Raw genomic sequence first — 26,780 nt, 5'->3', positions numbered from 1 at the left:
GCGTTTACGGATGACAGCGCAAACCTCCCGCCGGGCCTTACAGCTCCGACTCTGGGCCCTTTTCATGTTCTTTTTTATCCCTGGATTGCTGATGGCCTCATGGGCTACCCGTACTCCGGCGATCCGTGACCTGCTGACGCTGTCAACGGCGGAAATGGGCATCGTTTTATTTGGCCTGTCGATTGGTTCGATGAGCGGGATTCTCTGCTCGGCGTGGCTGGTCAAACGTTTTGGCACCCGCAAGGTGATTCGCACCACCATGTCGTGCGCCGTGGTCGGCATGATGGTACTCAGCGTGGCGCTGTGGCTCACCTCGGCGGTCCTGTTTGCCATCGGGCTGGCCATTTTCGGCGCCAGCTTCGGTTCGGCGGAGGTGGCGATTAACGTTGAAGGCGCCGCCGTCGAGCGCGAAATGAATAAAACCGTCCTGCCGATGATGCATGGATTTTACAGCTTCGGCACGCTGTTCGGCGCCGGCGTGGGGATGGCGGTGACCGGTTTTGGTCTGCCCGCCGCACCGCATATTCTGCTGGCTGCGCTGGTGGCGATAGCCCCGATTGCTATTGCGATTCGCGCCATCCCGGATGGAACCGGACAAAATGCGGCAGAGAACGCGCATCATGAGGAAAAAGGTCTGCCGGTATGGCGTGATGTTCAGCTGTTGCTGATTGGCGTCGTGGTGCTGGCGATGGCCTTTGCTGAAGGATCTGCCAACGACTGGCTGCCGCTGCTGATGGTGGACGGCCACGGCTTTAGCCCCACCTCCGGCTCCTTGATTTACGCCGGCTTCACCCTCGGGATGACAATAGGTCGCTTTACCGGCGGCTGGTTTATCGATCGCTACAGCCGGGTCACGGTAGTCCGTGCCAGCGCCGTGATGGGCGCGCTGGGTATCGGCCTGATTATCTTCGTCGACAACCCGTGGGTGGCCGGCGTCTCGGTACTGCTGTGGGGTCTTGGCGCATCGCTCGGTTTCCCGCTGACCATTTCCGCCGCCAGCGACACCGGTCCCGATGCGCCGAAGCGCGTCAGCGTGGTAGCGATAACCGGCTATCTTGCCTTCCTGGTCGGGCCGCCGCTGCTGGGCTTCCTTGGCGAACACTTCGGCCTGCGCAGCGCCATGATGGTGGTGCTGGGTCTGGTTATGGTAGCGGCGTTGGTCGCCAGAGCGGTGGCTAAACCACAACATGAACCTGTCATGGAGAACAGTTAATGAGCATCAAACTGATTGCGGTAGACATGGATGGCACCTTCTTAAGCGATGCCAAAACCTACAATCGCCCGCGCTTCCTGAACCAGTATCAGCGCATGCGCGAACAGAATATTCGCTTCGTCGTCGCCAGCGGCAACCAGTATTACCAGCTGATTTCGTTTTTCCCGGACATCGCCCACGAGATAGCCTTTGTCGCCGAAAACGGCGGCTGGGTGGTCAGCGCCGGCGATGACGTTTTTAACTGTCAGCTGCCAAAAGATCATTTCCACACCGTCATCGACTATCTGCAGACGCTGACCAATATTGAAATTATCGCCTGCGGTAAACGCAGCGCGTATACCCTCAATAGCTATAACGATGAGTTAAAGACGGTCGCCGCGAAATATTACCATCGCCTGCAGCTGGTGGACGATTTCAACCATATCGATGACGTGATACTGAAATTCGGCCTCAACGTACCTGACCAACTGATTCCGCAAATCCAGCCGCAGCTACACGCGGCGTTGGGCGATATGGTGACCGCCGTGGCAACCGGCTACGGCAGTATCGATCTGATTATTCCCGGTGTGCACAAAGCCAACGGTTTGCGTATTTTGCAACAGCGCTGGGGCATTGAGAATCATGAAGTCGTCGCCTTTGGCGACAGCGGAAATGATATTGAAATGCTGCAACATGCCGGATTTGGCTTTGCGATGGCCAACGCGGCAGCTCCGGTGAAAGCCGTCGCCGACTATGATGCGCCGCATAACAATGAGGAAGGTGTGCTGCACATCATCGACAAAGTGCTGAATCGCGAAGCGCCGTTCGCCTGACCTTCGTCCGGGTGCGGCAGTCGTGCCCCACCCGGAACGCTTCGCCGCTATGCCTGCGGGTCGTTGGAACTGCCGACGCTCTTGTCTTTGAGAAAATAGACAATCATCGCCAGCCACACTACGCCGCTGAGCAAGTTAAACAGGCTGAATACCCCGCTACCACCCAGCTCATACGCATGCTTACTGACCTCGATGCCGACGGTAAATATCAGCATCTGCAGCATCCCCATCGCGGCCGAAACCGTACCTTTGCTCATGTCACTGGCAAACAGCGTCAGGCGGACTAACCCGGCGTTCGCCAGACCAATCCCGAAGGCGTAAACGCTCAGCCCGGCGGTCATCCACAAATAAGCATGGGTCGATACCACCGTCGCCACCGCAGAGAGCAGCAGCCCGAACATAATCGGCCAGCCGCCGAGAATAATCAGCGAGCGTACCGTCCGCCGCGAGGTCAGTCGCGCCAGCACCAGGTTACCGGCAATCAGCGCGCCGAAAATCGGCACCTGCAGCAGGCCATACTCATAGCTGGTGGCCTTTTCGCCGCTGATGATAATCACCGGCGACTGGGCAATCCACGCCAGCAGCGGCAGGCTGACAAACCCGGTCGCCAGCGCGCCGGCGACGAAGCGCAGATTCTTCAGCACCAGGCCATAATCGCGACCCAGCTCTTTCATCGACAGCTTCTCGCCCATCCGCGTCGCGGTTTCCGGCATCGCGCGCTGCAGGCCCACAAAGGCAATAGCGGCCAGCACGGCAAACAGCACGAACATCATTTCCCACGGCAGGATGTGGACCCAGGCCGCTCCCACCAGCGGACCGAGCAGCGGGGCAATCAGCGCAACGTTCGCCATCAGGGCGGTGATTTTGATACACATCGCCTCCTCAAACGACTCCTGAATGGCGGCATATCCCACCGCGCCGATGAAGCACAGACTAATGCCCTGCAAAAAGCGCAGCAGCGTGAACTGCTCAATGGTCTGCGCCAGCAGCGTGGCCAGACAGGTGACGATAAACCACACCACCCCGGTGAGCATCACCGGGCGACGGCCGATACGATCCGACAGCGGCCCCAGCAGCCACTGCAAAAACATACCGCCGGCGAGATAGGCGGTCATCGAGGTCGGAACCCATTCATTACCGACCTGAAACTCTTCCACCACCGAGAGCATTCCCGGCTGGATCATATCGTTGCCGATATAAGTGGAAAATTCGTATAACACCAGGCAGAGCGGGAACAGAAGCGCCTGCCGTCCGAGGCGTTTGCCTGAAAGCGAATAATTCTGCATGCAATCTCTTCGTTAAACAAAAATCGCGCAAAGTTTAATGAAAGTCTTGCGGAGGAGATAGTGAATTGTGAGTGACAATTAAAAATAGCGCAATGCGCCTTCAGCCGGCGGATATTGCCGCCATTTTAATTAAACCTGTCTATATTTCGTTTATATTTCAATTAGGTTACAGGCGATATACTCATCCTCTGCGGCATATTCACCACCATATGCCGCGCCCACGGCTTCTTAACAAGCTGATAATTAAGACAATACTGCTTTACCTTATCGCCACCGTTTTTTAAGGTGGGCGGCTGATTGCTATCGGATACCAAGAGCCTGAATCTATGCTGGAAAATATCAACGACGCGCTGTTTGCCTTAATCAACGCCACCCCCGCCTCGCCCTCGTGGGTCATCGCCCTGGCGACATTCGTTGCCAAAGAGGTGATTCTGATTGTGCCTCTGTTGACCGCGGCGCTGTGGCTCTGGGGCCCAAACCAGCGGCAGCTGGTGTTTAAAGTGCTCCTGGCGCTGGCGATTAGCCTGAGTCTGTCATGGATTTTTGGCCTGCTCTTCCCGCATGAGCGTCCGTTTGCCGCAGGCGTCGGCTATCAGTTCCTGCATCACGCGCCGAATAACTCCTTCCCCAGCAATCACGGCACCATCAGCTTTACCTTTGCGCTGGCCTTCTTGTTCTGGCATCGCCTGTGGTCCGGGATCGCGCTGCTGGCGACTGCCGTGGCGATCGCCTGGTCCCGGGTCTATCTTGGCGTTCACTGGCCGCTGGATATGCTGGGCGGCCTGCTGACCGGGATGTGCGGTTGCCTGGCCGCCGGATTACTGTGGCAGGCCGGCGGTCAACCGCTGTATCAATACCTGCAGCAGCTGTATCGGGTTTGCTTCTCCCTGCCGATTCGTAAAGGCTGGGTGCGTGACTAACCCTCTTTCGGCAGGTAAAATTGCCCACTGACGCCCTGCCGATGCAGGGCGATTTCAGCGTAGAGGGAATATGGAAACACGTCGTGATGAACGTATCAGCCAGCTCATTCAGGCGCTCAAGCGCAGCGATAAGCTTCATTTAAAAGAGGCCGCCGCGCTGCTTGGCGTATCAGAAATGACCATTCGTCGCGACCTGAACGGCCATAATGGCCCGGTGGTGTTGTTAGGCGGTTATATCGTTCTCGAACCGCGCAGCGCAACCCATTACCTGCTCAGCGACCAGAAAACCCGCCTGGTGGAGGAAAAACGCCGTGCCGCCCGTCACGCTGCCGCGCTGCTTGAAGCCCATCAAATGGCCTTTTTCGACTGTGGGACCACCACGCCCTGGATCATTGACGCGATCGATAACGCCCTGCCCTTTACCGGCGTCTGCTATTCGCTGAACACCTTTCTGGCGCTGCAGGAAAAACCCCAGTGTCGGGCCATTCTCTGCGGCGGCGAGTTCCATGCCAGCAATGCCATTTTTAAACCACTCAGCCTGCAGGATACGCTCAGCCATCTGTGCCCGGACATCGCCTTTTATTCCGCGGCCGGAATCGACTGCGCGCAGGGCGCCACCTGCTATAACCTCGAAGAGCTGCCGGTTAAACACTGGGCGATGAGCAGCGCGCGCTATCACGTACTGGTTGTCGATCACAGTAAATTTGGCAAAGTCAGACCGGCGCGGATGGGCGATTTATCGCGTTTTGATGTGATTGCCAGCGATGTCTGTCCGGATGAGGATCTGCTCGCGCTGGCGAAAGAAAAGCAGATTTCACTACTCTACTGACCGCGCCCCGCAGGGCGCGGCCTGTCGGTTATGAGAACCAGCTACCGAACCAGCCGTGCAGTTTCATCAGCACGAAGTCCATCATCCGGCTAAAGAAACCGCCTTCATTGACCGCTTCCATGACGATCAGCGGGCGCTGCTCGATGGTTTTATCATTGAGCTTAAAGTCGATGGTCCCGACCACCTGCCCTTTGCTAAGCGGCGCCGTCAGCTGCGTATCCGTCAGGGTATAGCTGGCTTTCAGGTTTTTCAGCTGCCCGCGCGGCAGGGTGATCGAACCGGCTTCGCCCGCCCCGAGTTTGGCTTCGTTGCTGTCGCCAAACCAGACGCGCTGGGTGATAAAGGTGGCATCCGGTTTAATCGGCGTCACGGTCTCGTAGAAACGGAAGCCCCAGGTCAGCAGCTTTTCGGATTCATTAAAACGAATACGGTCGGTCTTGGTGCCGAGCACCACGGCAATCAGACGCATGTCTCCCTGGGTAGCCGAGGAGACCAGGTTGTAGCCAGCGCCGGCGGTGGTCCCTGTTTTGACGCCATCCGCGTTCAGGTTTGAGCTCCACAGCAGGCGGTTGCGGTTCGGCTGACGAATCTTATTGAAGGTAAACTCTTTCTCTTTATGAATGGCGTACTCTTCAGGCACGTCATGAATCATCGCTTTGGTCAGCAGCGCCATGTCGCGCGCGGTACTAAACTGGCCCGGCGCATCCAGGCCGTGCACGGTCATAAAGGTGGTATTGGTCAGCCCCATTTTTTGCGCATAGCCGTTCATCAGGCTGACGAATGCATCCTGGCTCCCCGCCACGTAGTCGGCGATCGCGATGCTGGCATCGTTGCCGGACTGGATAATCACGCCTTTATTCAGGTCTTCGACTGAAACCTGCATCCCCGGCTTAAGGAACATCACCGATGACCCGCGCAGCGCCGGGTTACCGGTAGCCCAGGCATCGCGACCGACGGTGACCATATCGGTGGACTTAATCTTGCCCGCCTTCAGCGCCTGTCCGACGACATAGCTGGTCATGATCTTGGTCAGACTTGCCGGGTCGAGTTTTTCATCGGCGTTGCCCTCGCTCAGCACTTTACCGCTGGCGTAATCCATCAGGATCCAGGCTCGGGCATCGATCGATGGGGCATCGGGGAGTTGTTCCGCAGCCTGCACCGCAGGTGCGACAAGAACGAGAAGCGCGCAGCCTGCCACGAGGCCGCGAAGAGAAAAAGCGTCATGCGTCATAAGAGCCACCCAAGTATCCTTTCCAAACAAAATATGCCGCAACACTCTATCGGCGCAGCAGCAGCCGGTGAGTAAAGCGTACAAATGACCTTAAAGAAACAGCGAGTTGGTAAAGTTTTTAAAGTTTACGCAATAACCTCGCTCCCTGCTGAAAACAGAGCAATTTTTTTGATCATGATTGCCTAAATATTATCTTTATTCCAACATGATTGCTCACCATGCTGCAACGACGGCTCAATAACAGGCAGGAACCGATATGATTACGCTATGGGGCAGAAATAACTCGACGAATGTGAAGAAAGTACGCTGGGTGCTGGCGGAGCTGGGCCTTCCATATCAGCATATTATGGCAGGGCTGGAGTTTGGCTTAAATCATGACCCGGAGTATCTGGCGATGAACCCGAATGGCCTGGTGCCGCTGCTGAAAGATGATGCCAATGATCTCGTCCTTTGGGAATCGAATGCCATTATTCGCTATCTGGCCGCCGAGTATGGACAGGACCGTTTATGGGTCACTACGCCGCGCAAGCGCGCCCAGAGCGACAAATGGATGGACTGGGCAAACGGTTCGCTTTCTCCCGCCCATCGTCCGGTGTTAATGGGGCTGGTCAGAACGCCGGCGGATAAGCGCGACCCGGCGGCCATCGCCGCCGGTATTGCCGCCTGTGAGGCGCTTTTCGCGATGCTTGATGATGAGCTGGCGACCTCCACCTGGCTATCCGGAGAGGCCTTTGGCCTTGGCGACATCGCCGTGGCGCCGTTCGTTTATAACCTGATGACGATTGTTGAAAGCTGGCAGCCGCGCCCGCACCTGCAGCGTTGGTACCAGCAGCTTAACCAACGCCAGGCGTGGCGCGATGTGGTGATGATTCCGGTCACCTGATGCTAGTCGGCCGGACTGACCTTCAGCAGTTCACCGTTGGACTCGTCGGTTAATACATACAGATAGCCGTCGGGTCCGACGCGCACATCGCGGATCCGCTTGCCGCGCTCGCCCAGAATACGCGCCTCTTCGCGCACCTTATCGCCATCCACCTTCAGAACAATCAGCGACTGGTCCTTCAGCGCCCCGATAAACAGCTTATGCTGCCACTGTGGGAAGGTCGACGCTGCGTAGAAAGCCATCCCGCTTACCGCCGGAGAGTGCTTCCAGACGAAAAGCGGCGCTTCCGTTCCGGCGACCGCCGTGCCCTGCGCTTCGGGGATCGCCAGTCCGCTGTAGTTGACGCCATGCGTCGCCAGCGGCCAGCCGTAGTTCTTACCCTTCTGCGGAATATTGATCTCGTCACCGCCGCGCGGCCCGTGTTCGTTGAGCCACAGCGTATCGCTCCAGGGATTCATCGCCATTCCCTGCGGATTGCGGATGCCATAAGACCAGATTTCCGGTCTCGCCCCCGCGCGATGAACAAAAGGATTATCGGCAGGCACTTCGCCGTCCTGGGTCAGACGCACCACTTTTCCCTGCAGTTTATCCAGATCCTGGGCCGTGGGGCGTTGGTTATTTTCGCCCAGGCCGATGAATAAATACCCTTTCCCATCAAACACCAGGCGCCCACCGAAATGGTTGCCGGTGGAGAGCTTCGGCTGCTGGCGGAAGACAACCTGAAAATGCTCCAGATGCTGAAGGTTGTCGCTCAGGCGGCCATAGCCTACGGCGGTACCGGCTTTGCCGTCATCGCCGACTTCAGCAAAACTCAGCCAGACCCGGCGGGAGTGGGCGAAATCCGGAGCCAGCGCCACATCAAGCAATCCTCCCTGGCCGCTGGCCCAGACCGGTGGGACGCCGGTTATCGCGGGCGAAAGACCTTCCCCCTGCCGCCAGCGCTTCAGTTCGCCGGAACGCAGGGTTATCAGTATTCCCCGATCATCGGGGAGAAAGGCCAGCGCCCACGGATGGGCGAGCTGATTTTGCAAAACCTCAACACGCACCTTCCCGGCGAGAGTCACGACGGGAAACAGCAGGGTGGCGAGCATCAGCGAAATGGCGACCTGGCGCATGGCATTTTCCTTTCATCGGCAATATTTTCGGCAATGCGCTAAGGGTAGCCAGCGGGGGAACATCAGGAGGGGATTTTTACATAACATTAAGCAGGGGGAGCTGACCTCCCCCTGAATTCAGACGTGGGTCACTGGCGCCTGTTTATTCAGTTTACGAATATTCATCGTCAGCTCTGCCAGACAGCGTTCTAGCGTCTCTACGTTAACCGCAATATACGACGGGCAATCATGATGCCCGCTCATCAGGCAAACCGCCGCAGACGCGATGGCTCCACCTGCAAGACGGAGAGCGTCCTTTTCTTCCGGTGCAAGAACGTGCTGCAACTGCAGCCCGTTCTTACGCATTTCACCACACAGTTCGAACAAGTTATCACGCAGATGCTCATTTTCGCTGACTGACATATAGCCCTTCGCTTTGCGTAGCTGCAAATAAGCGTCGAGATCAATATTGGCATTAATCAGCTTATTCAGAAGGTTACGATACAGTCTGTCAACGTTCATCAGGGTTCCTCCTCTGTCATCCATTACCATTATCAGAATATGGCTATTTTTCGTACAAAATGATGCGCGAGGTCAATAATTCCTGGTTAATTAACATCATTTACAATGTTACATTTATGTTCAAAATTGCGATCCGCTCGCCCTCTCTTTCAGGCTCCCATGAAAAAAATCACAATCAATGTTATACGCTCTCATAAAACACCCCATCGTAATGAAGGTGTGAATATCAATAAATAACTCTTTTTTGCCGATAAGATCACAAATAACCATCATTTCAATTGATCAAAATTTCCAGCGGGTGTCATATCAACGCCATTAATGTAATACGTATAACATTTAATAAAAAACACAATCTGCGGCCATTGCCCGCAGCATTAACTCCGATCCGCCTGAAGGAACTGAAATGATTACGCCCGGCAAAAGAAACTATATCTTGTTGAGTCTTTTCGATTTCCTCTATCTATTCGCCTGGTCATCCACCATGGCGTTCTTTGTCATCTGGACAACTCAGCATCTCGGCATCAGCGCCACCAAAACCGGCCTGCTGTACTCCGTCAACGCCTTCATTGCTCTGTTGATGCAGCCTTTTTTTGGCTTTATTGCCGATAAATTTGGTCTGAAAAAACGGCTTATCTGGATCCTGCTGGCCATGCTGCTGCCGGTCGGCCCGTTCTTTATTTATCTCTATGCCCCGCTGCTGGTCCACAGCTTCTGGCTGGGCGCCTTACTGGGCGGTATCTACCTGGGGATAATTTTTAACTCCGGCTGCGGAGTGATTGATTCGTATATCGACAAAATTTCTCGGCGCTATCGCTTTGAGTATGGCCGGGTGCGGATGTGGGGCTCGTTAGGTTGGGCCGCCGCCGCGTGGATCGTGGGAAAATATATCGACAGCAACCCCAATCTGGCCTTCTGGCTGGCCAGTATTGCCATTGTGATTGCCGCCATCTGCTTCATGCTGACTAAAATCGAACTCACCGAAGCCGAGATGGAAAAAACCAGCGCGCTGAAGGTCTCCCATGCGCTGGAGCTGGCGAAAAACGGGCAGTTCTGGATGCTGCTGATCTTTACCTTATTCGTTACGCAAATTTATGACACCTACGATCAGCAGTTTGCGCAGTACTTCTCATTGCAGTTCCCGACCCCGGAAGAAGGCAACCGCTGGTACGGAATTCTGGCCTCCATCCAGGTCTGCGGTGAAACGCTCTTTCTCTGCCTGATGCCGTGGTTTGTTAACCGCACCGGGGCCAAGTGGGCGCTGATTATTGCCGGATTGATTATGTCGGTACGTATCGTGGGTTCCGCCATCCCGCTTGGTCCGGTGTGGATTGGCGCGGTGAAAATGATGCACGCGCTGGAAAAACCACTGATCCTGGTATCAGTATTTAAATTCATCGCCGCCAACTTCGACCATAAGTTGTCATCAACGGTCTATTTGCTGGTGCTGTTTGTGGCCTCCATCGCCACGGCGATTTACTCGCCGCTGGCCGGCTATCTGTATGACACCATCGGCTTCGCGCATACATATTATATTCTCGGCAGCATCGCCGGGCTCTTCACCCTGATATCGATTTTCACCCTACGCGATAAGCGAGAACCCACCGCCCCAGGTTCAGCACCGGCAGGAGGCGTCGCGCAGCCATAACGAACCATCCGCCCGGGGGGATCTCCCGGGCTTTTTCATCATCTGTCACACCGTGGCTATACTCTTTTTCATAAAGATCTGTAAAATTCCTGCCCTGACCATTCCAATAATCGAACACTTTTTAAACTATGAGCAATGTAACGCATCAGCCGAAGATCGGCTTTGTCTCTCTGGGCTGCCCGAAAAACCTCGTGGACTCAGAACGCATCCTGACCGAACTGCGTACCGAAGGTTATGACGTGGTCCCCACCTACGACAATGCCGATATGGTTATCGTCAACACCTGCGGCTTTATCGACAGCGCCGTTCAGGAGTCTCTGGAAGCCATTGGCGAAGCGTTAAAAGAAAATGGCAAAGTTATTGTGACCGGCTGCCTGGGCGCGAAAGAAGACCAGATTCGCGAAGTGCATCCGAAAGTGCTGGAGATAACCGGGCCGCACAGCTATGAACAGGTTCTGGAGCATGTCCATCACTATACGCCGAAGCCGAAACACAACCCGTTCCTGAGCCTGGTGCCGGAACAGGGCGTGAAGCTCACGCCGCGTCATTACGCCTACCTGAAAATTTCCGAAGGCTGTAACCATCGCTGCACCTTCTGCATTATCCCGTCGATGCGCGGCGACCTTGTCAGCCGTCCGATTGGTGAAGTGCTGTCCGAAGCCAAACGCCTGGCCGATGCCGGCGTCAAAGAGCTGCTGGTTATCTCTCAGGATACCTCCGCCTACGGCGTCGATGTGAAGCATCGCACCGGCTTCCACGACGGCGCGCCGGTAAAAACCAGCATGGTCAGCCTGTGCGAAGAGCTGGCGAAACTGGGTATCTGGGTCCGTCTGCACTACGTCTACCCGTACCCGCACGTCGATGACGTGATTCCGCTGATGGCGGAAGGTAAAATTCTGCCGTATCTGGATATCCCGCTGCAGCATGCCAGCCCGCGCATTCTGAAACTGATGAAACGTCCGGGTTCTGCCGACCGTCAGCTGGCACGCATTAAGCAGTGGCGTGAAATCTGCCCTGACCTGACCCTGCGTTCGACCTTCATCGTCGGCTTCCCGGGTGAAACGGAAGAAGATTTCCAGATGCTGCTCGACTTCCTGAAAGAGGCACGCCTGGACCGCGTCGGCTGCTTTAAGTACAGCCCGGTTGAAGGCGCGACCGCTAATGAGCTGGCGGATCAGGTGCCTGAAGAGGTAAAAGAAGAGCGCTGGAACCGCTTTATGCAGCTGCAGCAGCAGATCTCCGCCGAACGTCTGCAGGAGAAGGTCGGCCGCGAGATCATGGTGCTGATCGATGAAGTGGACGAAGAAGGCGCCATTGGCCGCAGTATGGCCGACGCCCCGGAAATTGACGGTGCGGTCTACCTGAACGGCGAAACGAAGGTCAAACCTGGCGACGTCGTCCGTGTGAAAGTCGAACATGCCGACGAATACGACCTGTGGGGCAGCCGGGTTTAATCCTGCGCCTCTTATCCCCGGATTGCGGCGCTAACGCGCCTGATCCGGGCTACAAAACTGCACTCATCCGCACCAATCGTAGCCCCGGTTAGCGACAGCGCCACCGGGGAATAGCCCCTACCCCTTTATCTTCGGATCCAGCGCATCGCGCAGGCCGTCCCCCAGCAGGTTAAACGCCAGCACCGTCAGGAAAATCGCAATCGCCGGGAACAGCGCCACGTGCGGCGCCATCACCATATCCGCCCGCGCTTCATTGAGCATTGCCCCCCATTCCGGGGTCGGGGGCTGCGCCCCGAGTCCCAGGAAAGAGAGGCTGGCAGCGGAGATAATCGATACCCCGATACGCATGGTGAAATAGACCACAATTGACGAGACCGTTCCGGGCAGAATATGGCTGAACAGAATCGTCGTATCGCTGGCGCCGATGCTGCGCGCCGATTCAATAAAGGTCTGCTGCTTGAGCACCAGGGTGTTACCGCGCACCAGGCGGGCAAATGCCGGGATCGAAAAGATCGCCACCGCAATGATCACGTTCGACATCCCGCTGCCCATCACCGCTACCACGGCAATCGCCAGCAGGATCCCCGGGAAGGCGAACAGCACGTCGCAGATGCGCATGATGATGCGATCCCACCAGCCTTCATAATACCCGGCCAGCAGACCGAGCACGGTACCGATCGCCGCGCCAATCAGCACCGCCAGCACGCCGGCGGCCAGCGAAATCTGCGCCCCCACCAACACCCGGCTAAAGATATCGCGCCCGAGCGAATCCACCCCGAACCAGTGCATCATCGACGGACCGTCGTTGAGCCGGTCGTAATCAAAATAGTTTTCCGCATCGAACGGCGCTATCCACGGCGCCGCGAGAGCAACTGCAATCAGCAGCAGGACAAATACACCGGCGCCCATCGCCACCGGCTGACGACGAAATCGCCGCCAGAACTCACGCCACGGCGTGCGTATTTGTCCGGGCTTAACTCCCGGCATGGCGTTAATAGCCGCCTGTCTTCTCCAGTTGAGCAATCGCACCTTACTTGTACCTGATAGCCGGGTTAATGGCGGCGTACAGAACATCCACCACTAAATTGATAAGAATAAATTCCAGCGAAAAGAGGAGGACTTCCGCCTGAATGACCGGATAGTCGCGCATCTCCACCGAATCCACCAGCAGCCGTCCAAGACCTGGCCAGTTAAAGACCTTCTCGACCACGATCGACCCACCGAGCAAAAAACCGAACTGTAGTCCCATCATGGTCACCACCGGGATCATGGCGTTGCGCAGACCGTGTTTCAGCACCACCCGGGTCTCACTGACCCCTTTGGCGCGCGCCGTGCGCATGTAATCTTCATGCAGAACATCGACAAAAGAGGCGCGGGTAAAACGCGCCATCACCGCCGCGACCGCCGCCCCCAGCGTCAGGGAAGGCAAAATATAGTGCCGCCAGCTGTCGGCGCCCACCGTCGGCAGCCAGCCCAGCTCCACCGAGAAGACCTGCATCAGCAGCATACCGAGCGCAAAAGCCGGAAACGAAATACCGGTCACCGCCAGCGCCATCCCCAGGCGGTCAGGCCAGCGATTGCGCCACACGGCCGCCACAATGCCCGCCGCCATGCCGAAGATCACCGCCCAGCTCATGCTGGCCAGAGTCAGCCACAACGTCGGCATAAAGCGGCTGGCTATTTCGCTGCTGACCGGACGGCGTGACGCCATCGAGGTGCCGAAATCGCCCTGCAATACGCTGGTGATATAGTGCCAGAACTGGACATGCAGCGGCTGGTCGAGCCCCAGCTGCTGGCGCACCATCGCCACCACCTGCGCGTCGGCCTCAGGTCCGGCAATCAGCCGCGCCGGATCGCCAGGCAACATATGCACGAACAGGAATACCAGCACCGCCACAATCAGCAGCGTGGGAATCAGCCCCAGCAGACGCTTAATCACATAATTGAGCATCGTCCCCCCTTGCTGGTATCCCTGTCGCCCTCGGGCGCGAATGAAGAGCAGAGCCCCTCGCGCCACCTTCCTCTCCCGCTGCGGGAGAGGGTCAAAGTCCCTTCCATCACTGGCTTAAATCCGCCTGCTCGAAGCTGAACCCGGTATCCGGCTGGATATAGAAACCGGTCAGATTTTTGCTGTGCGCTGAGACCAGTTTTTCCACCACCAGCGGCACCCACGGGGACTCTTTCCAGATAGTCTCCTGCGCCTCTTTATAGAGCCGCGTTTTTTCCTTCACATCGGTGGTTTTCAGCGCATCCGTCAGATCTTTATCCACCTGCGGATTGCCATAAAACGCGGTGTTGAACAGGGTCGGCGGCCAGTTTTGCGAAGCAAACAGCGGCGACAGCGCCCAGTCAGCTTCGCCGGTTGAAGCCGACCAGCCGGTGTAGAACATGCGTACTCCGCTCTCTTTCTGCCCTTTACCCTCGACTTCCGCCGCACGCTGGCCGGCATCCATCGCCGTCAGCTGGGCCTTAATGCCCACCTGCGCCAGCTGCTGCTGGGTGAACTGCAGCACTTTCTGCGCGGTACTGTGGTTATGCGATGACCACAGCGTGGTGCTGAAACCGTTAGGGAAACCGGCCTCTTTCAGCAGCTCGCGGGCTTTCGCCGGATCGTACGGCCACGGCTTAAAGCTTTCGGCATAGGCAATAGACGGCGGTACGACGCCGGTGGCCGGTGTCGCATAGCCGGCGAACGCCACTTTGACCAGCGCCTGGCGGTTGATGGCGTAGTTGATCGCTTCACGTACTTTCGGGTTATCGAACGGTTTTTGCGTCACGTTCATGCTGATGTAACGCTGCATGATCGACGGGCTGGCCACCAGCTCCAGCTTGCTGTTTTTTTCCAGCAGCGGTGCCTGTTCATAAGGGATGGGGAATGCGAACTGCGCTTCGCCGGTTTGCAGCATCGCCGCACGAGTGTTGTTATCCACCACCGGACGCCAGGTGATCGAGTCGAGCTTCGGCAAGCCTGGCTGCCAGTAGCCGGTAAACTTCGTCACCTTCACGAAATCGGTCTGATTCCAGGTGTCCAGCTTATACGGCCCGGTTCCCACCGGATGGAAGCCGATCTCTTTGCCGTACTTTTTCAGCGCCGCCGGAGAGATCATCGCCGTGGCCGGGTGGGCCAGGATATTGATGAACGCGGAGAACGGCTGCTTCAGGGTAATTTTTACCGTCGTCGGATCGAGCGCTTCAGTACTGGCGATATTTTTATACAGGTTGTAGCGCTTGAGATGATTATCAGGATTGCTGGCGCGATCGAGGTTGGCCTTCACCGCCTCGGCATTAAAGTCGGTGCCATCCTGGAACTTCACCCCGGAATGGAGTTTGATGGTGTAAACCAGTCCGTCCGGCGAGATGGTGTAACTCTCCGCCAGCACATTTTGCAGCTTCATCTCTTTATCCAGACCAAACAGCCCTTGATAGAACGATTTGGCGACGGCCTGGGACAGGGTGTCATTGGCATCATACGGGTCGAGGGTCGTGAAGTTAGAGCCGACCGCGACGACCACATCTTTCGCGGCAAAAGCCGGGCCTGCCGCCAGCGCTGACGTGACGACCAGCGCCAGCAACCCTTTGCGTAATACACGTTGTGTCATGTTGTTCTCCTGAAAGGCTGTACTGTTGGTGTCGTTGTTATCTTCCCAGCACGTCGGCGACGGGTTCCCTGGCGACAAAATGGCCCGGCCCCACCTGTTGTAACGGCATGCTGCTAACCTCGGTGCCCCGCTTATAGATATTGCCCGGCAGTTCGTCAGAGAGCAGTACGCGCTGCGGATGACGATGCGTCGGGTCGGCAACCGGTACGGCGGCCATCAATTTACGGGTATAAGGGTGCTGCGGGTTTTCAAACACGGCGCGCCGCGGGCCTATCTCGACAATTCGCCCACGATACATCACCGCCACGCGATGACTGATGCGTTCAACCACCGCCATATCGTGTGAAATAAACAGGAATGCGATGCCCATTTCGCGCTGTAAATCGAGCATCAGATTAATAATCTGCGCGCGGATGGAAACATCCAGCGCTGACACGGCCTCGTCGGCAATCACCACTTTCGGATTGAGCGCCAGCGCGCGGGCGATGCAAATACGCTGGCGCTGGCCGCCGGAAAACTCGTGCGGGTAGCGCCAGGCATGTTCCGGCTGCAAACCGACTCGCTCCAGCAGCCAGGCGACGCGCGCGCGGGCCGCGTCCCCCTCCAGCATGCCGTGTACGCGCAGCGGCTCCATGATCGAATAACCCACGGTTTGTCGCGGGTCGAGCGACGCAAACGGATCCTGGAAAATAAACTGGATATCGCGGCGCAGCGCCTGAAGTTTGCTGTTTGCCAGCGTATCAATCCGCTCGCCGTTAAAGACGATGGTGCCGCCCTGCGTCGCCACCAGCCGGAGCAGAGCCCGGCCGGTCGTTGACTTCCCGCAGCCGGACTCGCCGACCAAAGAGAGGGTTTCTCCTGGCCACAGGTCAAAACTCACCTTCTCCACCGCATGAACTTCGCGGGTGACGCGATTCAGAATGCCGCTGCGCAGCGGGAAGCGCGCCACCAGATCGCGCACTTTAAGAATCGGCTCGCCGGCGACGACGGTATTCTGCTCGCCCTCGTCAGGCGCGGCTTGCTGTAATAACGGAAAATGACGCGGCAGATCGCTACCGCGCATCGACCCGAGCCGCGGGACCGCGGCCAGCAGCGCCCGGGTGTAGGGGTGCTGCGGCGCGCGGAAGATCTCCTCCACCGTGCCGCTCTCCACCGCTTCTCCGCGGTACATCACCAGTACCCGATCGGCGATATCGGCGACCACCCCCATATCGTGAGTAATAAAGATCACCCCCATCGCCATCTCTTTTTGCAGCACGGCAATGAGCTGAAGAATCTGTGCCTGAATTGTCACATCCAGCGCCGTGGTGGGCTCATCGGCAATCAGAACCGCAGGACGACAGGAGAACGCCATCGCGATCATCACCCGCTGACGCATCCCACCGGAAAGCTGATGGGGATAGCGCGAGAGCACCGTTTCCGCCTCGGGGATCCTGACCTGATCGAGCATTTTCTTCGCTTCGCGCAGCGCCGCATCATGCCCCAGCCCCTGGTGCAAACGAATAGACTCGGCAATCTGCTCTCCGATAGTAAATACCGGGTTTAGCGAGGTCATCGGCTCCTGGAAAATCATCGCCATGTCCGCCCCGCGCACGCTGCGCATCCCCGCGGCGGACTGCTCGCTCAGGGAGACGACCTGACGGTTGCGACGGCGCAGCCACAGCGCTTCGCTGCTGACCTCGCTTACCGCCCGATCGAGCAGGCGCATCAGCGCCAGCGCGGTCACGGATTTTCCTGAACCCGATTCGCCGACAATGGCTAACGTTTCGCCCCGCCGCAGGGTAAACGACAGCTGACGCACCGCGGAAAACGTCTCCTGCTGCTGGCGAAACGCCACGTTCAGATCGCGTACCACCAGAACATCATCGGCGTCGATTTCTTGACTATGCGGCAACCTGCTTCCCCTTATTCCCGATAAATACCAATCGTCGGCGTATCCCCGGCATAGCACCAGGCCCGATACATGCCTTCGCTGTTAAACGGCAGAACCACGTTGCCTTCTCTGTCGATGGCAATCAGGCCGCCGCTGCCGCCGAGCGCCGGCAGTTTTTCCATCACCACCCGCTCACAGGCCTCATACAGGCTGAGATTGCCATACTCCATCAACGCCGCAATATCGTAGGCCGCGAGCGTGCGCATAAACACTTCGCCGGTTCCGGTGCAGGAGACCGCGACGCTGGCGTTATTGGCATAGCAGCCGGCCCCCGGTAACGGGCTGTCACCGACGCGCCCGGGGAGCTTATTGGTCATGCCGCCGGTCGAGGTCGCCGCCGCCAGATTACCGGCCAAATCCCGCGCTACCGCCCCGACGGTCCCCATCTTATGGCGCTCATCGAGCGGCGCGGGGCGATGATCGAGCACGATTTCATCGTCGGCCTGGGCCTGTTGTAGCTGGAGTAAACGCTCGGTGGTCGAAAACAGATGGTTCTCGACCCGTTCCATGCCATGAGAAACGGCAAAGGCTTCCGCCCCTTCACCAATCAGCAGCACGTGCGGGCTTTGTTCCAGCACCAGACGCGCGGCCAACACCGGATTACGCAAATGTTTTACTCCGGCAACCGCCCCGGCCTGCAGCCGGTTGCCGTCCATGAGGCAGGCATCCAGTTCATGGGTTGCATCGCGGGTAAAGACCGATCCGATACCCGCGTTAAACAGCGGACACTCCTCAAGCAGCCGCACCGCTTCCGTCACCGTATCCAGCGCGCTGGCACCTGCCGCCAGCATTTTTTGCCCGCTATCGACGATCGCTGAAAGCGCCGCCACGTATTGTCGTTCACGTTCCGGCGTCAGGGCGGAACGAGTAATCGCCCCCGCCCCGCCATGAATTGCTATCACCGCCTTGCCCATTCAGCGATCCTTTACCGATAAAGTGTCTTGATACATCCTGCAAACCGCTCCTGACAGGCGACGGATAACCCGCTCTTTTCCAGGTGTATTCCCCTGCTGCCCCGCTGTATTCAGGATGATTTTGTGTATAAATATCATTATCGTGCTGACTGTCCTATACAATTTTTGAATATAGAAAGCGCGGAGTGCGGTGTAAACCCTGTACCGTGGTGGCATATAGCCGCCAGCGCTTTTCTGTCATAATAGGTGTTTTCGATGTTTTGCCCGCAGGAGACCCCCATGGATTTTACCGCCGGACTGATGCCGCTCGACACAGCCCTGACTCAGATGCTCAATCGAATTACACCGCTCAGCGCGGTGGAAACCGTCCCGCTGTTGCAGGCCTTTTCGCGCGTAACCGCCCATGATCTCATTTCACCGCTGGACGTCCCGGGTTTTGATAACTCGGCGATGGACGGTTATGCCGTACGCCTGGCCGACCTCGCCGACGGCACGGCGCTGCCGGTGGCGGGTAAAGCGTTCGCCGGACAGCCGTTCCACGATGCCTGGCCTGCCGGAAGCTGTATTCGCATCATGACCGGCGCCCCCGTCCCGCCAGGCTGCGACGCGGTGGTGATGCAGGAAGAGACGGAGCAGACCGAAGAGGGCATCCGCTTCATCGCGCCGGTCAAAGCCGGGCAGAACATTCGCCGCCGTGGGGAAGATATCGCCGATGGCGCCGTGGTCTTCCCGGCAGGAACCCCGCTTACCGTCGCCGAACTGCCGGTGCTCGCTTCGCTGGGGATTGCGCAAGTTGCGGTGGTGCGCAAAGTGCGCGTCGCGGTCTTCTCGACCGGGGATGAACTGCAGCTGCCGGGCCAGCCGCTGGGCGACGGGCAAATTTACGATACCAACCGCCTCGCCGTTCACCTGATGCTTGAGCAGCTGGGCTGCGAGGTGATTAACCTTGGCATTATTCCCGACGATCCGGATCGACTGCGCGAGGCGTTTATCGAGGCCGACCGGCAGGCCGACGTAGTCATCAGCTCCGGCGGCGTCTCCGTCGGGGAAGCGGACTACACCAAAGAGATACTCGAAGAGCTGGGTGAAATCGGCTTCTGGAAGCTGGCCATCAAGCCGGGTAAACCTTTTGCCTTCGGAAAACTGAATAACAGCTGGTTCTGCGGCCTGCCGGGTAATCCGGTTTCCGCCACCCTCACCTTCTATCAGCTGGTGCAGCCGCTGCTGGCAAAACTGGGGGGCAACGGCGGCCAGGCGCAGCCGATGCGCCTGCGCGTTCGCGCCGCTACGCGGCTAAAGAAATCACCGGGCCGTCTCGACTTCCAGCGCGGCGTGCTGCGACGTAATCCGGACGGTGAGCTGGTGGTTGAATCGACCGGTCATCAGGGGTCGCACATCTTCAGCTCTTTCAGTCTCGGCAACTGTTTTATCGTTCTCGAACGCGAGCGCGGCGCCGTTGAAGCGGGTGAGTGGGTTGAAGTCGAGCCCTTTAACCATCTGTTCGGGGGGCTGTAATGGCGGTTGAACTGAGCGATGAGGAGATGCTGCGCTACAACCGTCAAATCATCCTGCGCGGTTTCGACTTTGACGGTCAGGAGCAGTTGAAAGCCTCCCGGGTGCTGGTGGTTGGCCTGGGCGGGCTCGGCTGCGCGGCCGCGCAGTATCTGGCGGCGGCGGGCATCGGTCAGCTCACGCTGCTGGATTTCGACACCGTGTCGCTCTCCAATCTGCAGCGTCAGACGCTGCACAGCGATGCGACCCTCGGCCAACCGAAGGTCGACTCCGCGCGCGACGCGCTGGCACGCATCAACCCGCACGTTCAGCTCACGACGCTGAATGCGGTGCTGGAAGAGGAAGCCTTGCGGGCGCAGATCGCCGCCCACGATCTGGTGCTCGACTGTACCGATAACGTCGCTATCCGCAACCAGCTTAACGCGGGCTGTTTCCGGCACAAAACGCCGCTGGTTTCCGGCGCGGCGATTCGCATGGAAGGTCAGATCAGCGTTTTTACCTGGCAGGAGGGTGAGCCGTGCTATCGCTGTCTGAGCCGTCTTTTCGGCGACAACGCCCTCACCTGCGTTGAGGCGGGCGTGATGGCGCCGCTGGTGGGTGTCATCGGCGCGTTACAGGCGATGGAAGCGATTAAAGTGCTCAGCCGCTACGGCACGCCGGCGGCAGGCAAAATCGTCATGTATGACGCAATGACCTGTCAGTTTCGTGAAATGAAGCTGCCGCGTAATCCGCAGTGCGAGGTATGCGCAAGCCACTAACCCCCCACCGGCGGCGACCGTCGCCGGATAATCTGTGACCCGCTACACCTTTCCCTCTTCTCCCCGATCGTATCCGTTCTGCTTGTTGATTTGCATCAATGTAACTTTCATTCGAAAGTAATTTAATCTTCATATGCAAAGAGAGGACTCAACATGATCTTCAACATTCAGCGCTATTCAACCCACGACGGCCCGGGGATTCGCACCGTCGTATTCCTTAAAGGCTGCTCGCTGGGTTGCCGCTGGTGTCAGAATCCGGAAAGTCGTTCCCGCACCGCGGATCTGCTGTATGACGCTCGTCTGTGTCTCGACGGCTGCGATTTGTGCCAGCAGGCGGCGCCGGAGGTGATAACCCGCAAGCTGGATGGCCTGATTATCCATCGTGAAAAGCTCACCGACGACCACTATGCGCGGCTGCGCGAATGCTGCCCGACCACCGCACTCACCGTCTGCGGCGAAGAGAAGCCTGTGGAGGAGATTATGGCCACGGTACTCCGGGATAAACCATTCTACGATCGCAGCGGCGGCGGAGTTACCCTCTCAGGCGGTGAGCCGTTTATGAATCCTGAGCTGGCGCAGCAGCTGTTTCAGGCCAGTCATGAAGCCGGTATTCACACCACCGTCGAAACCTGTCTGCACGTGCCGTGGAAATATGTTGCGCCTTCGCTGCCGTGGGTAGATCTGTTTCTCGCCGACCTTAAGCACGTGAACGAAGCGATTTTCAACCAATGGACGGACGGCAGCGCTCGCCGGGTGCTGGATAACCTGCAACGCGTTGCGCAGGCCGGGAAAAAAATTATCATCCGCGTCCCGCTGATTCAGGGATTTAATGCCGATGAAGCCGCCATTACCGCCATCACCGATTTTGCCGCCGACCGTCTGAAGGTCGAGGAGATTCACTTCCTGCCGTACCACACGCTGGGAATGAACAAATATCAGTTACTCAGTCAGCCCTATACCGCTCCGGACAAACCGCTTGCTGCACCCGAGCTGCTCGCCTTCGCGCAGCACTATGCTCAGAGCAAAGGTTTAACGGCTACTTTACGAGGATAAACTCATGACTACCCTGAAACTGGATACGCTGAGCGCTCGCATTCAGGCGCATAAAATGGCGCTGGTACATATCGTTAAGCCGCCGGTATGCACCGAGCGCGCGCAGCATTACACCGCCGCTTATCAACAGCATCTGGATAAGCCGATCCCGGTACGCCGCGCGCTGGCGCTGGCCCATCACCTGGCGGAGCGGACTATCTGGATCAAACACGACGAGCTGATCGTCGGCAACCAGGCAAGCGAAGTCCGCGCCGCGCCGATCTTCCCGGAATATACCGTCAGCTGGATTGAAAAAGAGATCGATGATCTGGCCGATCGTCCGGGAGCCGGTTTCGCCGTCAGCGAAGAGAACAAGCGGGTGCTGCATGAGATCTGCCCGTGGTGGCGTGGACAGACCGTTCAGGATCGCTGCTACGGGATGTTTACCGATGAACAAAAAGCGCTGCTGGCCACCGGCATTATTAAAGCGGAAGGCAATATGACCTCCGGCGACGCCCACCTGGCGGTCAACTATCCGCTGCTGCTGGAAAAAGGCCTCGACGGCATGCGCGCCAAAGTAGCCGAGCGCCGTTCACGCATCAACCTTACGGTGCTGGAAGATTTGCACGGTGAGCAGTTCCTCAAAGCCATTGATATCGTGCTGGAAGCGGTGAGCGAACACTGCCAACGCTTTGCCGAACTGGCCCGTACCATGGCTGCCGCCGAGACACGCGAAACGCGCCGGGACGAGCTGCTGGCCATCGCCGAAAACTGCGACCTCATCGCCCATGAACCGCCAAAAACGTTCTGGCAGGCGCTGCAGCTGTGCTACTTCATCCAGTTGATTTTGCAAATTGAATCCAACGGCCACTCGGTTTCCTTCGGCCGTATGGACCAGTACCTCTATCCATACTACCGTCGCGACGTCGAGCTGCAGCAATCGCTGGCGCGTGAACAAGCGCTTGAACTGCTGCATAGCTGCTGGCTGAAGCTGCTGGAAGTGAACAAAATCCGCTCCGGCTCGCACTCGAAAGCCTCCGCAGGCAGCCCGCTATATCAGAACGTGACGATCGGCGGCCAGAACCTGGTGGACGGCAACGCGCAGGATGCGGTGAATCCGCTCTCCTATGCGATTCTCGAATCCTGCGGCCGTCTGCGCTCCACCCAGCCGAACCTCAGCGTGCGCTACCACGCCGGTATGAGTAATGACTTCCTTGACGCCTGCGTACAGGTCATTCGCTGCGGCTTCGGGATGCCGGCGTTTAATAACGACGAAATCGTTATTCCGGAATTCATCAAACTCGGCATCGAACCGCAGGATGCCTACGACTACGCGGCCATCGGCTGCATCGAAACCGCCGTCGGCGGCAAGTGGGGCTATCGCTGTACCGGGATGAGCTTTATCAACTTCGCCCGCGTAATGCTCGCCACCCTGGAAGGTGGCCGCGATGCTACCAGCGGTCAGGTGTTCCTGCCGCAGGAACACGCGCTGTCGAAAGGCAACTTCACCCGCTTCGAGCAGGTGCTGGAAGACTGGGATACCCAGATTCGCTACTACACGCGTAAATCGATCGAGATTGAGTACGTCGTCGATACCATGCTGGAAGAGAACGTCCATGACATTCTGTGCTCGGCGCTGGTGGATGACTGCATCGAGCGGGCGAAGAGCATTAAACAAGGCGGCGCCAAATACGATTGGGTATCCGGACTGCAGGTCGGGATCGCCAACCTCGGCAACAGCCTGGTCGCCGTGAAAAAGCTGGTGTTTGAGCAGGGGGCAATCGGTCAGCAGCAGCTGGCGAAAGCGCTGGCGGAAGACTTTGAAGGCCTGACCCACGAGCAGCTGCGTCAGCGTTTAATCAACGGCGCACCGAAGTACGGTAACGATGATGACAGCGTGGATACCCTGCTGGCGCGCGCGTACCAGACCTATATCGATGAGCTGAAGCAGTACCACAACCCGCGCTACGGCCGCGGTCCAATCGGCGGTAACTACTACGCCGGTACCTCGTCAATCTCTGCTAACGTGCCGTTTGGCGCCCAGACCATGGCCACGCCGGACGGACGTAAAGCGCACTCACCGCTGGCGGAAGGTGCCAGCCCGGCTTCCGGGACTGACCATCTGGGGCCAACGGCGGTCATCAGCTCCGTCGGCAAACTGCCGACCGGTTCGATTCTCGGAGGCGTGCTGCTAAACCAGAAGCTGAACCCGGCGACGCTGGAGAACGAGTCCGATAAGCAGAAACTGATGGTGCTGCTGCGTACCTTCTTCGAAGTGCATAAAGGCTGGCATATTCAGTACAACATCGTGTCGCGGGAGACGCTGCTGGAAGCGAAGAAGCACCCTGACCAGTATCGTGATTTAGTGGTCCGCGTGGCGGGATACTCGGCGTTCTTTACCGCCCTGTCGCCGGATGCCCAGGACGATATCATCGCCCGTACCGAGCATACGCTGTAAGAAAAGCCCCGGCTGGCGCTGCGCTGAGCCGGGCTACGGATTCACGGCCATTTGCTGGCTGGTAGCCCGGGTCAGACGTGAGCGCCGCAACCCGGGGATTTTCTCCCGTACATTGTCAGCCGCTAGCGGAGTCAACCCACCTATCTGGAGCGCAACGAGGCGGATGAAGTTTCATTCGAAATAAATTTGTGCTTCAGGTCACATTGTAATTAGAATGTTACTGGTCGAAGTTAGCCAGGAGCATTTGTTATGACCGTTAAAGTTATCGTCACCGATATGGACGGAACTTTTCTCAATGACGCCAAGCAGTACGATCGCCCGCGTTTTCTCGCGCAGTTCGCGCAACTTCAGCAGCAGGGTATTGAATTTGTTGTCGCCAGCGGCAACCAGTACTATCAGCTGATCTCTTTTTTCCCGGAAATTCGCGAGCAGATCTCTTTTGTCGCCGAGAACGGTGCGCTGGTGTACGAACACGGCCAACAGCTGTTCCACGGCGAGCTGACCCGCCATGAATCCCAGGTGGTGATTGGCGAGCTGCTGAAAGACCGCCAGCTGAACTTCGTCGCCTGCGGTCTGGAGAGCGCCTACGTCAGCGACAACGCCCCCGACGCGTTCGTCGCCCTGATGTCAAAACACTATCATCGCCTGCAGCGAATCAGCGATTATCAGAACATTAACGACACCCTGTTCAAATTCTCGCTCAATCTGCCGGATAGCGATATCCCGCAGCTTATCGATAAACTGCACGTTTCACTCGATGGCATCATGAAGCCCGTGACCAGCGGTTTCGGCTTCGTTGATTTAATTATTCCCGGGCTGCACAAAGCGAACGGCATCAGCCGCCTGCTCAAACGCTGGCAGCTCTCGCCGCAGGAGTGCGTCGCCATCGGCGACAGCGGCAACGATGCGGAAATGCTGAAGCTGGTGAAATACGCATTCGCCATGGGCAACGCCGCCGAAAGCATCAAAGCTATCGCCGATTACACGACTGACGACAACAACCATCACGGCGCACTGAAGGTCATTCAGGCCGTTCTCGATAAGACGCCTCCCTTCTCCTGCTGACCGCTGACCGGGGCCCCTGCCCCGGTTTTTTCCATTTTGTGCACCTCCTCTAAATTTTAAACTTGCATTAACTTTAATTTAACTTAAATTAACGTTTGTAAGATTTAATACTTTCGAATGAAAGCTGAAAGCTGAGTGAGGTCACCATGGCTGCTATCTACACCCACGAAACATTACCCGCCGACCACAAAGCGGCGATTCGCCAAATGAAACAGCATCTGCGCGCGCAAATCGGCGATGTGCAGGCGGTATTCGATCGCCTCAGCGCAAAGATTAGCGCCCGCCTGGAAGAGATTGAGGCGTTGAAAGCCCGCGGCGAGGATGTCTGGCCGGTGATCCCGTTCAGCGATATCGCGCAAGGGAAAGTCAGCGACGCCCAGCGCGAGGCCATTAAGCGCCGCGGCTGTGCGGTGATCAAAGGTCACTTCTCGCGCGAACGAGCGCTGGCCTGGGATAACGCGATGCTTGAATATCTCGATCGCAACCATTTCGACGATGTCTACAAAGGCCCTGGCGACACCTTCTTCGGCTCACTTGACGCTTCGCGCCCGGAGATTTACCCGATTTACTGGTCACAGGCACAGATGCAGGCGCGTCAGAGCGATGAGATGGCCGCCGTGCAGTCTTTCCTTAACCGCCTGTGGACCTTTAACCATGACGGCAAGCAGTGGTTCGACCCGGACGTGAGCGTTATCTATCCGGATCGCATCCGCCGTCGCCCGCCGGGAACCACCTCGAAAGGGTTGGGCGCACACACCGATTCCGGCGCGCTGGAGCGCTGGCTGCTGCCGGCCTATCAGCGCGTCTTTGCCAACGTCTTCAACGGCAATCTTGATGCCTATGACCCGTGGAATGCGGCACACCGTACTGAAGTCGAAGAGTACACCGTCGACAACACCACCAAGTGCTCCGTCTTCCGGACTTTCCAGGGCTGGACCGCGCTCTCGGATATGATTCCCGATCAGGGGCTGCTGCACGTAGTGCCGATTCCGGAGGCGATGGCGTATATCCTGTTGCGCCCGCTGCTGGACGATGTGCCGGACGATGAGCTGTGCGGCGTGGCGCCGGGGAAAGTACTGCCGGTTTCCGAGAAATGGCATCCGCTGCTGATCAAAGCGCTCAGCTCTATCCCGGCGCTCAATGCCGGCGATTCGGTATGGTGGCACTGCGATGTGATTCATTCGGTGGCGCCGGTGGAAAACCAGCAGGGCTGGGGCAATGTGATGTACATTCCCGCCGCCCCGATGTGCGAGAAAAACCTCGCCTACGCGCAGAAGGTCAAGCTGGCGTTGGAAAACGGCGCTTCGCCGGGGGACTTCCCCCGTGAAGACTATGAGGCCGACTGGCAGGAGCGTTTTACCCTGGACGATCTCAATATTCATGGTAAACGGGCGCTGGGTATCGCCGTCTAGTCGTCGTAGAGCCCTGCCTGCACAACCGTGGTAAGGCGGTTACCGGAACGTATCCGCCTTACCGAATCCCGTACCACCAGCGTGCCGTGCAGCAGCAGCGAGCCGCGCGGCGCATCCGGGCGAATCAACCGCTGCTGAAGCAGATGTACCGCTTCCGTACCCAGCTCGTCACGCGGGACGTGAACGGCGGTCAGCGGCACATCCTGAA

23 protein-coding genes are annotated in these 26,780 nt (G+C 57.8%); 13 read left to right on the top strand and 10 right to left on the bottom strand.

The features are described 5' to 3' along the window. Positions 1-10: 10 nt before the first annotated feature. The gene (locus ROR01S_RS23410) at positions 11-1,213 is read left to right on the top strand and encodes an MFS transporter (protein ID WP_004859909.1); all 1,203 of its coding nucleotides are present in this window, start codon (positions 11-13) and stop codon (positions 1,211-1,213) included. Then, complete coding sequence (locus ROR01S_RS23405) at positions 1,213-2,025, top strand: Cof-type HAD-IIB family hydrolase (protein WP_004859908.1); 813 nt, start codon at positions 1,213-1,215, stop codon at positions 2,023-2,025. The genes ROR01S_RS23410 and ROR01S_RS23405 overlap by 1 nt, the downstream gene beginning before the upstream one ends. Before the next feature lie 47 nt (positions 2,026-2,072). Here the strand turns inward: ROR01S_RS23405 and ROR01S_RS23400 are convergent, their stop codons facing one another. Beyond that, positions 2,073-3,311, bottom strand: coding sequence for an MFS transporter (locus tag ROR01S_RS23400; protein WP_004859906.1), 1,239 nt, complete (start codon positions 3,309-3,311; stop codon positions 2,073-2,075). A gap of 326 nt (positions 3,312-3,637) precedes the next feature. Between ROR01S_RS23400 and ybjG the strand changes: the two genes are divergently transcribed. Both ybjG and deoR read left to right on the top strand, forming a co-directional pair. Beyond that, complete coding sequence (ybjG, locus tag ROR01S_RS23395; RefSeq protein WP_015584823.1) at positions 3,638-4,231, top strand: undecaprenyl-diphosphate phosphatase; 594 nt, start codon at positions 3,638-3,640, stop codon at positions 4,229-4,231. Positions 4,232-4,301: 70 nt separating this feature from the next. Beyond that, a complete protein-coding gene (deoR, locus tag ROR01S_RS23390; protein WP_004859902.1) occupies positions 4,302-5,060 on the top strand; it encodes a DNA-binding transcriptional repressor DeoR in 759 nt (252 codons plus the stop codon). 28 nt (positions 5,061-5,088) lie between these two features. Here deoR and dacC read toward each other — a convergent pair whose 3' ends face one another. Continuing rightward, complete coding sequence (dacC, locus tag ROR01S_RS23385; RefSeq protein ID WP_015584824.1) at positions 5,089-6,291, bottom strand: serine-type D-Ala-D-Ala carboxypeptidase; 1,203 nt, start codon at positions 6,289-6,291, stop codon at positions 5,089-5,091. A gap of 256 nt (positions 6,292-6,547) precedes the next feature. Here dacC and ROR01S_RS23380 point away from each other — a divergent pair, with 256 nt between their 5' ends. Then, positions 6,548-7,174 (top strand): glutathione S-transferase family protein, encoded by a 627-nt coding sequence (locus ROR01S_RS23380; RefSeq protein WP_064359922.1) that lies wholly within the window; start codon positions 6,548-6,550, stop codon positions 7,172-7,174. Positions 7,175-7,176: 2 nt separating this feature from the next. Here the strand turns inward: ROR01S_RS23380 and ROR01S_RS23375 are convergent, their stop codons facing one another. After that, on the bottom strand, positions 7,177-8,265 hold the full coding sequence (locus tag ROR01S_RS23375) for a PQQ-dependent sugar dehydrogenase (RefSeq protein ID WP_224050162.1): 1,089 nt from the start codon (positions 8,263-8,265) through the stop codon (positions 7,177-7,179). Between the two features lie 141 nt (positions 8,266-8,406). Then, positions 8,407-8,790, bottom strand: coding sequence for a biofilm formation regulator BssR (bssR, locus tag ROR01S_RS23370; RefSeq protein WP_015584826.1), 384 nt, complete (start codon positions 8,788-8,790; stop codon positions 8,407-8,409). A 406-nt stretch (positions 8,791-9,196) separates the two neighbouring features. Here bssR and ROR01S_RS23365 point away from each other — a divergent pair, with 406 nt between their 5' ends. Both ROR01S_RS23365 and rimO read left to right on the top strand, forming a co-directional pair. Next, the gene (locus tag ROR01S_RS23365) at positions 9,197-10,435 is read left to right on the top strand and encodes an oligosaccharide MFS transporter (RefSeq protein WP_162098177.1); all 1,239 of its coding nucleotides are present in this window, start codon (positions 9,197-9,199) and stop codon (positions 10,433-10,435) included. Between the two features lie 128 nt (positions 10,436-10,563). Next, entirely contained in the window at positions 10,564-11,889 is a 1,326-nt protein-coding gene (gene rimO, locus ROR01S_RS23360) for a 30S ribosomal protein S12 methylthiotransferase RimO (protein ID WP_004859888.1), read from the top strand. 117 nt (positions 11,890-12,006) lie between these two features. On the opposite strand, the gene gsiD is transcribed toward rimO, so the two are convergent. The 5 genes from gsiD to iaaA form a co-directional block, all read right to left on the bottom strand. Further along, on the bottom strand, positions 12,007-12,918 hold the full coding sequence (gsiD, locus tag ROR01S_RS23355) for a glutathione ABC transporter permease GsiD (RefSeq protein WP_004859886.1): 912 nt from the start codon (positions 12,916-12,918) through the stop codon (positions 12,007-12,009). 1 nt (position 12,919) lies between these two features. Beyond that, on the bottom strand, positions 12,920-13,840 hold the full coding sequence (gsiC, locus tag ROR01S_RS23350; protein ID WP_015584828.1) for a glutathione ABC transporter permease GsiC: 921 nt from the start codon (positions 13,838-13,840) through the stop codon (positions 12,920-12,922). Positions 13,841-13,946: 106 nt separating this feature from the next. Beyond that, positions 13,947-15,488, bottom strand: a complete 1,542-nt coding sequence (gene gsiB / locus ROR01S_RS23345; protein WP_015584829.1) for a glutathione ABC transporter substrate-binding protein GsiB — start codon at positions 15,486-15,488, stop codon at positions 13,947-13,949. A 37-nt stretch (positions 15,489-15,525) separates the two neighbouring features. Continuing rightward, positions 15,526-17,382 (bottom strand): glutathione ABC transporter ATP-binding protein GsiA, encoded by a 1,857-nt coding sequence (gene gsiA, locus ROR01S_RS23340; RefSeq protein ID WP_064359921.1) that lies wholly within the window; start codon positions 17,380-17,382, stop codon positions 15,526-15,528. A gap of 11 nt (positions 17,383-17,393) precedes the next feature. After that, complete coding sequence (gene iaaA / locus ROR01S_RS23335) at positions 17,394-18,335, bottom strand: beta-aspartyl-peptidase (RefSeq protein WP_004859879.1); 942 nt, start codon at positions 18,333-18,335, stop codon at positions 17,394-17,396. A 279-nt stretch (positions 18,336-18,614) separates the two neighbouring features. On the opposite strand from iaaA, the gene moeA reads away from it, so the two are divergent. The 6 genes from moeA to ROR01S_RS23305 all read left to right on the top strand — a co-directional run bounded on the left by moeA (position 18,615) and on the right by ROR01S_RS23305 (position 26,572). Then, on the top strand, positions 18,615-19,850 hold the full coding sequence (gene moeA, locus ROR01S_RS23330; RefSeq protein ID WP_064359920.1) for a molybdopterin molybdotransferase MoeA: 1,236 nt from the start codon (positions 18,615-18,617) through the stop codon (positions 19,848-19,850). Further along, positions 19,850-20,605, top strand: coding sequence for a molybdopterin-synthase adenylyltransferase MoeB (gene moeB / locus ROR01S_RS23325; RefSeq protein WP_004859875.1), 756 nt, complete (start codon positions 19,850-19,852; stop codon positions 20,603-20,605). The genes moeA and moeB overlap by 1 nt, the downstream gene beginning before the upstream one ends. 153 nt (positions 20,606-20,758) lie before the next feature. Beyond that, entirely contained in the window at positions 20,759-21,658 is a 900-nt protein-coding gene (locus ROR01S_RS23320; RefSeq protein WP_064359919.1) for a glycyl-radical enzyme activating protein, read from the top strand. 4 nt (positions 21,659-21,662) lie between these two features. After that, positions 21,663-24,095, top strand: a complete 2,433-nt coding sequence (locus ROR01S_RS23315; RefSeq protein ID WP_044348297.1) for a formate C-acetyltransferase/glycerol dehydratase family glycyl radical enzyme — start codon at positions 21,663-21,665, stop codon at positions 24,093-24,095. Between the two features lie 249 nt (positions 24,096-24,344). Next, positions 24,345-25,160, top strand: coding sequence for a Cof-type HAD-IIB family hydrolase (locus ROR01S_RS23310; RefSeq protein ID WP_044348295.1), 816 nt, complete (start codon positions 24,345-24,347; stop codon positions 25,158-25,160). A 146-nt stretch (positions 25,161-25,306) separates the two neighbouring features. Continuing rightward, positions 25,307-26,572 (top strand): DUF1479 domain-containing protein, encoded by a 1,266-nt coding sequence (locus ROR01S_RS23305; RefSeq protein WP_064359918.1) that lies wholly within the window; start codon positions 25,307-25,309, stop codon positions 26,570-26,572. Here the strand turns inward: ROR01S_RS23305 and ROR01S_RS23300 are convergent. Next, positions 26,569-26,780 (bottom strand): substrate-binding domain-containing protein (locus ROR01S_RS23300; RefSeq protein ID WP_162268848.1); only part of this gene is annotated, 212 nt, incomplete at its 5' end. The genes ROR01S_RS23305 and ROR01S_RS23300 overlap by 4 nt on opposite strands.

Origin of the sequence: Klebsiella ornithinolytica NBRC 105727 = ATCC 31898 (assembly GCF_001598295.1) — a bacterium.
GTDB lineage: Bacteria > Pseudomonadota > Gammaproteobacteria > Enterobacterales > Enterobacteriaceae > Klebsiella > Klebsiella ornithinolytica.
The sequence above is the reverse complement of the archived record's forward strand: the minus strand, read 5'-3'. Positions and strand labels throughout refer to the sequence as shown.

Excerpts from the sequence above, each read along its gene's own strand:
- bssR (WP_015584826.1), bottom strand. The coding sequence starts at position 8,790 with ATGAACGTTGACAGACTGTATCGTAACCTTCTGAATAAGCTGATTAAT.
- ROR01S_RS23410 (WP_004859909.1), top strand. The coding sequence starts at position 11 with ATGACAGCGCAAACCTCCCGCCGGGCCTTACAGCTCCGACTCTGGGCC.
- moeA (WP_064359920.1), top strand. The coding sequence starts at position 18,615 with ATGGATTTTACCGCCGGACTGATGCCGCTCGACACAGCCCTGACTCAG.
- ybjG (WP_015584823.1), top strand. The coding sequence starts at position 3,638 with ATGCTGGAAAATATCAACGACGCGCTGTTTGCCTTAATCAACGCCACC.
- ROR01S_RS23380 (WP_064359922.1), top strand. The coding sequence starts at position 6,548 with ATGATTACGCTATGGGGCAGAAATAACTCGACGAATGTGAAGAAAGTA.
- ROR01S_RS23400 (WP_004859906.1), bottom strand. The coding sequence starts at position 3,311 with ATGCAGAATTATTCGCTTTCAGGCAAACGCCTCGGACGGCAGGCGCTT.
- ROR01S_RS23310 (WP_044348295.1), top strand. The coding sequence starts at position 24,345 with ATGACCGTTAAAGTTATCGTCACCGATATGGACGGAACTTTTCTCAAT.
- ROR01S_RS23315 (WP_044348297.1), top strand. The coding sequence starts at position 21,663 with ATGACTACCCTGAAACTGGATACGCTGAGCGCTCGCATTCAGGCGCAT.
- rimO (WP_004859888.1), top strand. The coding sequence starts at position 10,564 with ATGAGCAATGTAACGCATCAGCCGAAGATCGGCTTTGTCTCTCTGGGC.
- ROR01S_RS23375 (WP_224050162.1), bottom strand. The coding sequence starts at position 8,265 with ATGCTCGCCACCCTGCTGTTTCCCGTCGTGACTCTCGCCGGGAAGGTG.
- deoR (WP_004859902.1), top strand. The coding sequence starts at position 4,302 with ATGGAAACACGTCGTGATGAACGTATCAGCCAGCTCATTCAGGCGCTC.
- ROR01S_RS23320 (WP_064359919.1), top strand. The coding sequence starts at position 20,759 with ATGATCTTCAACATTCAGCGCTATTCAACCCACGACGGCCCGGGGATT.
- gsiB (WP_015584829.1), bottom strand. The coding sequence starts at position 15,488 with ATGACACAACGTGTATTACGCAAAGGGTTGCTGGCGCTGGTCGTCACG.
- ROR01S_RS23305 (WP_064359918.1), top strand. The coding sequence starts at position 25,307 with ATGGCTGCTATCTACACCCACGAAACATTACCCGCCGACCACAAAGCG.
- ROR01S_RS23405 (WP_004859908.1), top strand. The coding sequence starts at position 1,213 with ATGAGCATCAAACTGATTGCGGTAGACATGGATGGCACCTTCTTAAGC.
- gsiC (WP_015584828.1), bottom strand. The coding sequence starts at position 13,840 with ATGCTCAATTATGTGATTAAGCGTCTGCTGGGGCTGATTCCCACGCTG.
- iaaA (WP_004859879.1), bottom strand. The coding sequence starts at position 18,335 with ATGGGCAAGGCGGTGATAGCAATTCATGGCGGGGCGGGGGCGATTACT.
- dacC (WP_015584824.1), bottom strand. The coding sequence starts at position 6,291 with ATGACGCATGACGCTTTTTCTCTTCGCGGCCTCGTGGCAGGCTGCGCG.
- moeB (WP_004859875.1), top strand. The coding sequence starts at position 19,850 with ATGGCGGTTGAACTGAGCGATGAGGAGATGCTGCGCTACAACCGTCAA.